Source organism: Streptomyces sp. f51 (genome assembly GCF_037940415.1).
Classification (GTDB): domain Bacteria; phylum Actinomycetota; class Actinomycetes; order Streptomycetales; family Streptomycetaceae; genus Streptomyces.
Window position 1 is genome coordinate 50,662 of sequence record NZ_CP149799.1, and the last position, 10,046, is coordinate 60,707.

At 28.6% G+C, this 10,046-nt stretch carries 1 protein-coding gene (running past one end of the window); it reads left to right on the top strand.

Annotation, left to right across the window (positions count from 1 at the left end):
* Nucleotides 1-10,046 carry part of the coding region annotated (locus tag WJM95_RS35340; RefSeq protein WP_339136164.1) for a hypothetical protein on the top strand (this coding region is incomplete at its 3' end). The annotated region extends 7,837 nt beyond the left edge of the window, so 10,046 of the 17,883 annotated nt are shown.

Genomic DNA, 10,046 nt, shown 5'->3' on the forward strand with positions numbered 1-10,046 from the left:
ATGTATCAATGTTGTTACACAATGTATCAATGTTGTTACACAATGTATCAATGTTGTTACACAATGTATCAATGTTGTTACACAATGTATCAATGTTGTTACACAATGTATCAATGTTGTTACACAATGTATCAATGTTGTTACACAATGTATCAATGTTGTTACACAATGTATCAATGTTGTTACACAATGTATCAATGTTGTTACACAATGTATCAATGTTGTTACACAATGTATCAATGTTGTTACACAATGTATCAATGTTGTTACACAATGTATCAATGTTGTTACACAATGTATCAATGTTGTTACACAATGTATCAATGTTGTTACACAATGTATCAATGTTGTTACACAATGTATCAATGTTGTTACACAATGTATCAATGTTGTTACACAATGTATCAATGTTGTTACACAATGTATCAATGTTGTTACACAATGTATCAATGTTGTTACACAATGTATCAATGTTGTTACACAATGTATCAATGTTGTTACACAATGTATCAATGTTGTTACACAATGTATCAATGTTGTTACACAATGTATCAATGTTGTTACACAATGTATCAATGTTGTTACACAATGTATCAATGTTGTTACACAATGTATCAATGTTGTTACACAATGTATCAATGTTGTTACACAATGTATCAATGTTGTTACACAATGTATCAATGTTGTTACACAATGTATCAATGTTGTTACACAATGTATCAATGTTGTTACACAATGTATCAATGTTGTTACACAATGTATCAATGTTGTTACACAATGTATCAATGTTGTTACACAATGTATCAATGTTGTTACACAATGTATCAATGTTGTTACACAATGTATCAATGTTGTTACACAATGTATCAATGTTGTTACACAATGTATCAATGTTGTTACACAATGTATCAATGTTGTTACACAATGTATCAATGTTGTTACACAATGTATCAATGTTGTTACACAATGTATCAATGTTGTTACACAATGTATCAATGTTGTTACACAATGTATCAATGTTGTTACACAATGTATCAATGTTGTTACACAATGTATCAATGTTGTTACACAATGTATCAATGTTGTTACACAATGTATCAATGTTGTTACACAATGTATCAATGTTGTTACACAATGTATCAATGTTGTTACACAATGTATCAATGTTGTTACACAATGTATCAATGTTGTTACACAATGTATCAATGTTGTTACACAATGTATCAATGTTGTTACACAATGTATCAATGTTGTTACACAATGTATCAATGTTGTTACACAATGTATCAATGTTGTTACACAATGTATCAATGTTGTTACACAATGTATCAATGTTGTTACACAATGTATCAATGTTGTTACACAATGTATCAATGTTGTTACACAATGTATCAATGTTGTTACACAATGTATCAATGTTGTTACACAATGTATCAATGTTGTTACACAATGTATCAATGTTGTTACACAATGTATCAATGTTGTTACACAATGTATCAATGTTGTTACACAATGTATCAATGTTGTTACACAATGTATCAATGTTGTTACACAATGTATCAATGTTGTTACACAATGTATCAATGTTGTTACACAATGTATCAATGTTGTTACACAATGTATCAATGTTGTTACACAATGTATCAATGTTGTTACACAATGTATCAATGTTGTTACACAATGTATCAATGTTGTTACACAATGTATCAATGTTGTTACACAATGTATCAATGTTGTTACACAATGTATCAATGTTGTTACACAATGTATCAATGTTGTTACACAATGTATCAATGTTGTTACACAATGTATCAATGTTGTTACACAATGTATCAATGTTGTTACACAATGTATCAATGTTGTTACACAATGTATCAATGTTGTTACACAATGTATCAATGTTGTTACACAATGTATCAATGTTGTTACACAATGTATCAATGTTGTTACACAATGTATCAATGTTGTTACACAATGTATCAATGTTGTTACACAATGTATCAATGTTGTTACACAATGTATCAATGTTGTTACACAATGTATCAATGTTGTTACACAATGTATCAATGTTGTTACACAATGTATCAATGTTGTTACACAATGTATCAATGTTGTTACACAATGTATCAATGTTGTTACACAATGTATCAATGTTGTTACACAATGTATCAATGTTGTTACACAATGTATCAATGTTGTTACACAATGTATCAATGTTGTTACACAATGTATCAATGTTGTTACACAATGTATCAATGTTGTTACACAATGTATCAATGTTGTTACACAATGTATCAATGTTGTTACACAATGTATCAATGTTGTTACACAATGTATCAATGTTGTTACACAATGTATCAATGTTGTTACACAATGTATCAATGTTGTTACACAATGTATCAATGTTGTTACACAATGTATCAATGTTGTTACACAATGTATCAATGTTGTTACACAATGTATCAATGTTGTTACACAATGTATCAATGTTGTTACACAATGTATCAATGTTGTTACACAATGTATCAATGTTGTTACACAATGTATCAATGTTGTTACACAATGTATCAATGTTGTTACACAATGTATCAATGTTGTTACACAATGTATCAATGTTGTTACACAATGTATCAATGTTGTTACACAATGTATCAATGTTGTTACACAATGTATCAATGTTGTTACACAATGTATCAATGTTGTTACACAATGTATCAATGTTGTTACACAATGTATCAATGTTGTTACACAATGTATCAATGTTGTTACACAATGTATCAATGTTGTTACACAATGTATCAATGTTGTTACACAATGTATCAATGTTGTTACACAATGTATCAATGTTGTTACACAATGTATCAATGTTGTTACACAATGTATCAATGTTGTTACACAATGTATCAATGTTGTTACACAATGTATCAATGTTGTTACACAATGTATCAATGTTGTTACACAATGTATCAATGTTGTTACACAATGTATCAATGTTGTTACACAATGTATCAATGTTGTTACACAATGTATCAATGTTGTTACACAATGTATCAATGTTGTTACACAATGTATCAATGTTGTTACACAATGTATCAATGTTGTTACACAATGTATCAATGTTGTTACACAATGTATCAATGTTGTTACACAATGTATCAATGTTGTTACACAATGTATCAATGTTGTTACACAATGTATCAATGTTGTTACACAATGTATCAATGTTGTTACACAATGTATCAATGTTGTTACACAATGTATCAATGTTGTTACACAATGTATCAATGTTGTTACACAATGTATCAATGTTGTTACACAATGTATCAATGTTGTTACACAATGTATCAATGTTGTTACACAATGTATCAATGTTGTTACACAATGTATCAATGTTGTTACACAATGTATCAATGTTGTTACACAATGTATCAATGTTGTTACACAATGTATCAATGTTGTTACACAATGTATCAATGTTGTTACACAATGTATCAATGTTGTTACACAATGTATCAATGTTGTTACACAATGTATCAATGTTGTTACACAATGTATCAATGTTGTTACACAATGTATCAATGTTGTTACACAATGTATCAATGTTGTTACACAATGTATCAATGTTGTTACACAATGTATCAATGTTGTTACACAATGTATCAATGTTGTTACACAATGTATCAATGTTGTTACACAATGTATCAATGTTGTTACACAATGTATCAATGTTGTTACACAATGTATCAATGTTGTTACACAATGTATCAATGTTGTTACACAATGTATCAATGTTGTTACACAATGTATCAATGTTGTTACACAATGTATCAATGTTGTTACACAATGTATCAATGTTGTTACACAATGTATCAATGTTGTTACACAATGTATCAATGTTGTTACACAATGTATCAATGTTGTTACACAATGTATCAATGTTGTTACACAATGTATCAATGTTGTTACACAATGTATCAATGTTGTTACACAATGTATCAATGTTGTTACACAATGTATCAATGTTGTTACACAATGTATCAATGTTGTTACACAATGTATCAATGTTGTTACACAATGTATCAATGTTGTTACACAATGTATCAATGTTGTTACACAATGTATCAATGTTGTTACACAATGTATCAATGTTGTTACACAATGTATCAATGTTGTTACACAATGTATCAATGTTGTTACACAATGTATCAATGTTGTTACACAATGTATCAATGTTGTTACACAATGTATCAATGTTGTTACACAATGTATCAATGTTGTTACACAATGTATCAATGTTGTTACACAATGTATCAATGTTGTTACACAATGTATCAATGTTGTTACACAATGTATCAATGTTGTTACACAATGTATCAATGTTGTTACACAATGTATCAATGTTGTTACACAATGTATCAATGTTGTTACACAATGTATCAATGTTGTTACACAATGTATCAATGTTGTTACACAATGTATCAATGTTGTTACACAATGTATCAATGTTGTTACACAATGTATCAATGTTGTTACACAATGTATCAATGTTGTTACACAATGTATCAATGTTGTTACACAATGTATCAATGTTGTTACACAATGTATCAATGTTGTTACACAATGTATCAATGTTGTTACACAATGTATCAATGTTGTTACACAATGTATCAATGTTGTTACACAATGTATCAATGTTGTTACACAATGTATCAATGTTGTTACACAATGTATCAATGTTGTTACACAATGTATCAATGTTGTTACACAATGTATCAATGTTGTTACACAATGTATCAATGTTGTTACACAATGTATCAATGTTGTTACACAATGTATCAATGTTGTTACACAATGTATCAATGTTGTTACACAATGTATCAATGTTGTTACACAATGTATCAATGTTGTTACACAATGTATCAATGTTGTTACACAATGTATCAATGTTGTTACACAATGTATCAATGTTGTTACACAATGTATCAATGTTGTTACACAATGTATCAATGTTGTTACACAATGTATCAATGTTGTTACACAATGTATCAATGTTGTTACACAATGTATCAATGTTGTTACACAATGTATCAATGTTGTTACACAATGTATCAATGTTGTTACACAATGTATCAATGTTGTTACACAATGTATCAATGTTGTTACACAATGTATCAATGTTGTTACACAATGTATCAATGTTGTTACACAATGTATCAATGTTGTTACACAATGTATCAATGTTGTTACACAATGTATCAATGTTGTTACACAATGTATCAATGTTGTTACACAATGTATCAATGTTGTTACACAATGTATCAATGTTGTTACACAATGTATCAATGTTGTTACACAATGTATCAATGTTGTTACACAATGTATCAATGTTGTTACACAATGTATCAATGTTGTTACACAATGTATCAATGTTGTTACACAATGTATCAATGTTGTTACACAATGTATCAATGTTGTTACACAATGTATCAATGTTGTTACACAATGTATCAATGTTGTTACACAATGTATCAATGTTGTTACACAATGTATCAATGTTGTTACACAATGTATCAATGTTGTTACACAATGTATCAATGTTGTTACACAATGTATCAATGTTGTTACACAATGTATCAATGTTGTTACACAATGTATCAATGTTGTTACACAATGTATCAATGTTGTTACACAATGTATCAATGTTGTTACACAATGTATCAATGTTGTTACACAATGTATCAATGTTGTTACACAATGTATCAATGTTGTTACACAATGTATCAATGTTGTTACACAATGTATCAATGTTGTTACACAATGTATCAATGTTGTTACACAATGTATCAATGTTGTTACACAATGTATCAATGTTGTTACACAATGTATCAATGTTGTTACACAATGTATCAATGTTGTTACACAATGTATCAATGTTGTTACACAATGTATCAATGTTGTTACACAATGTATCAATGTTGTTACACAATGTATCAATGTTGTTACACAATGTATCAATGTTGTTACACAATGTATCAATGTTGTTACACAATGTATCAATGTTGTTACACAATGTATCAATGTTGTTACACAATGTATCAATGTTGTTACACAATGTATCAATGTTGTTACACAATGTATCAATGTTGTTACACAATGTATCAATGTTGTTACACAATGTATCAATGTTGTTACACAATGTATCAATGTTGTTACACAATGTATCAATGTTGTTACACAATGTATCAATGTTGTTACACAATGTATCAATGTTGTTACACAATGTATCAATGTTGTTACACAATGTATCAATGTTGTTACACAATGTATCAATGTTGTTACACAATGTATCAATGTTGTTACACAATGTATCAATGTTGTTACACAATGTATCAATGTTGTTACACAATGTATCAATGTTGTTACACAATGTATCAATGTTGTTACACAATGTATCAATGTTGTTACACAATGTATCAATGTTGTTACACAATGTATCAATGTTGTTACACAATGTATCAATGTTGTTACACAATGTATCAATGTTGTTACACAATGTATCAATGTTGTTACACAATGTATCAATGTTGTTACACAATGTATCAATGTTGTTACACAATGTATCAATGTTGTTACACAATGTATCAATGTTGTTACACAATGTATCAATGTTGTTACACAATGTATCAATGTTGTTACACAATGTATCAATGTTGTTACACAATGTATCAATGTTGTTACACAATGTATCAATGTTGTTACACAATGTATCAATGTTGTTACACAATGTATCAATGTTGTTACACAATGTATCAATGTTGTTACACAATGTATCAATGTTGTTACACAATGTATCAATGTTGTTACACAATGTATCAATGTTGTTACACAATGTATCAATGTTGTTACACAATGTATCAATGTTGTTACACAATGTATCAATGTTGTTACACAATGTATCAATGTTGTTACACAATGTATCAATGTTGTTACACAATGTATCAATGTTGTTACACAATGTATCAATGTTGTTACACAATGTATCAATGTTGTTACACAATGTATCAATGTTGTTACACAATGTATCAATGTTGTTACACAATGTATCAATGTTGTTACACAATGTATCAATGTTGTTACACAATGTATCAATGTTGTTACACAATGTATCAATGTTGTTACACAATGTATCAATGTTGTTACACAATGTATCAATGTTGTTACACAATGTATCAATGTTGTTACACAATGTATCAATGTTGTTACACAATGTATCAATGTTGTTACACAATGTATCAATGTTGTTACACAATGTATCAATGTTGTTACACAATGTATCAATGTTGTTACACAATGTATCAATGTTGTTACACAATGTATCAATGTTGTTACACAATGTATCAATGTTGTTACACAATGTATCAATGTTGTTACACAATGTATCAATGTTGTTACACAATGTATCAATGTTGTTACACAATGTATCAATGTTGTTACACAATGTATCAATGTTGTTACACAATGTATCAATGTTGTTACACAATGTATCAATGTTGTTACACAATGTATCAATGTTGTTACACAATGTATCAATGTTGTTACACAATGTATCAATGTTGTTACACAATGTATCAATGTTGTTACACAATGTATCAATGTTGTTACACAATGTATCAATGTTGTTACACAATGTATCAATGTTGTTACACAATGTATCAATGTTGTTACACAATGTATCAATGTTGTTACACAATGTATCAATGTTGTTACACAATGTATCAATGTTGTTACACAATGTATCAATGTTGTTACACAATGTATCAATGTTGTTACACAATGTATCAATGTTGTTACACAATGTATCAATGTTGTTACACAATGTATCAATGTTGTTACACAATGTATCAATGTTGTTACACAATGTATCAATGTTGTTACACAATGTATCAATGTTGTTACACAATGTATCAATGTTGTTACACAATGTATCAATGTTGTTACACAATGTATCAATGTTGTTACACAATGTATCAATGTTGTTACACAATGTATCAATGTTGTTACACAATGTATCAATGTTGTTACACAATGTATCAATGTTGTTACACAATGTATCAATGTTGTTACACAATGTATCAATGTTGTTACACAATGTATCAATGTTGTTACACAATGTATCAATGTTGTTACACAATGTATCAATGTTGTTACACAATGTATCAATGTTGTTACACAATGTATCAATGTTGTTACACAATGTATCAATGTTGTTACACAATGTATCAATGTTGTTACACAATGTATCAATGTTGTTACACAATGTATCAATGTTGTTACACAATGTATCAATGTTGTTACACAATGTATCAATGTTGTTACACAATGTATCAATGTTGTTACACAATGTATCAATGTTGTTACACAATGTATCAATGTTGTTACACAATGTATCAATGTTGTTACACAATGTATCAATGTTGTTACACAATGTATCAATGTTGTTACACAATGTATCAATGTTGTTACACAATGTATCAATGTTGTTACACAATGTATCAATGTTGTTACACAATGTATCAATGTTGTTACACAATGTATCAATGTTGTTACACAATGTATCAATGTTGTTACACAATGTATCAATGTTGTTACACAATGTATCAATGTTGTTACACAATGTATCAATGTTGTTACACAATGTATCAATGTTGTTACACAATGTATCAATGTTGTTACACAATGTATCAATGTTGTTACACAATGTATCAATGTTGTTACACAATGTATCAATGTTGTTACACAATGTATCAATGTTGTTACACAATGTATCAATGTTGTTACACAATGTATCAATGTTGTTACACAATGTATCAATGTTGTTACACAATGTATCAATGTTGTTACACAATGTATCAATGTTGTTACACAATGTATCAATGTTGTTACACAATGTATCAATGTTGTTACACAATGTATCAATGTTGTTACACAATGTATCAATGTTGTTACACAATGTATCAATGTTGTTACACAATGTATCAATGTTGTTACACAATGTATCAATGTTGTTACACAATGTATCAATGTTGTTACACAATGTATCAATGTTGTTACACAATGTATCAATGTTGTTACACAATGTATCAATGTTGTTACACAATGTATCAATGTTGTTACACAATGTATCAATGTTGTTACACAATGTATCAATGTTGTTACACAATGTATCAATGTTGTTACACAATGTATCAATGTTGTTACACAATGTATCAATGTTGTTACACAATGTATCAATGTTGTTACACAATGTATCAATGTTGTTACACAATGTATCAATGTTGTTACACAATGTATCAATGTTGTTACACAATGTATCAATGTTGTTACACAATGTATCAATGTTGTTACACAATGTATCAATGTTGTTACACAATGTATCAATGTTGTTACACAATGTATCAATGTTGTTACACAATGTATCAATGTTGTTACACAATGTATCAATGTTGTTACACAATGTATCAATGTTGTTACACAATGTATCAATGTTGTTACACAATGTATCAATGTTGTTACACAATGTATCAATGTTGTTACACAATGTATCAATGTTGTTACACAATGTATCAATGTTGTTACACAATGTATCAATGTTGTTACACAATGTATCAATGTTGTTACACAATGTATCAATGTTGTTACACAATGTATCAATGTTGTTACACAATGTATCAATGTTGTTACACAATGTATCAATGTTGTTACACAATGTATCAATGTTGTTACACAATGTATCAATGTTGTTACACAATGTATCAATGTTGTTACACAATGTATCAATGTTGTTACACAATGTATCAATGTTGTTACACAATGTATCAATGTTGTTACACAATGTATCAATGTTGTTACACAATGTATCAATGTTGTTACACAATGTATCAATGTTGTTACACAATGTATCAATGTTGTTACACAATGTATCAATGTTGTTACACAATGTATCAATGTTGTTACACAATGTATCAATGTTGTTACACAATGTATCA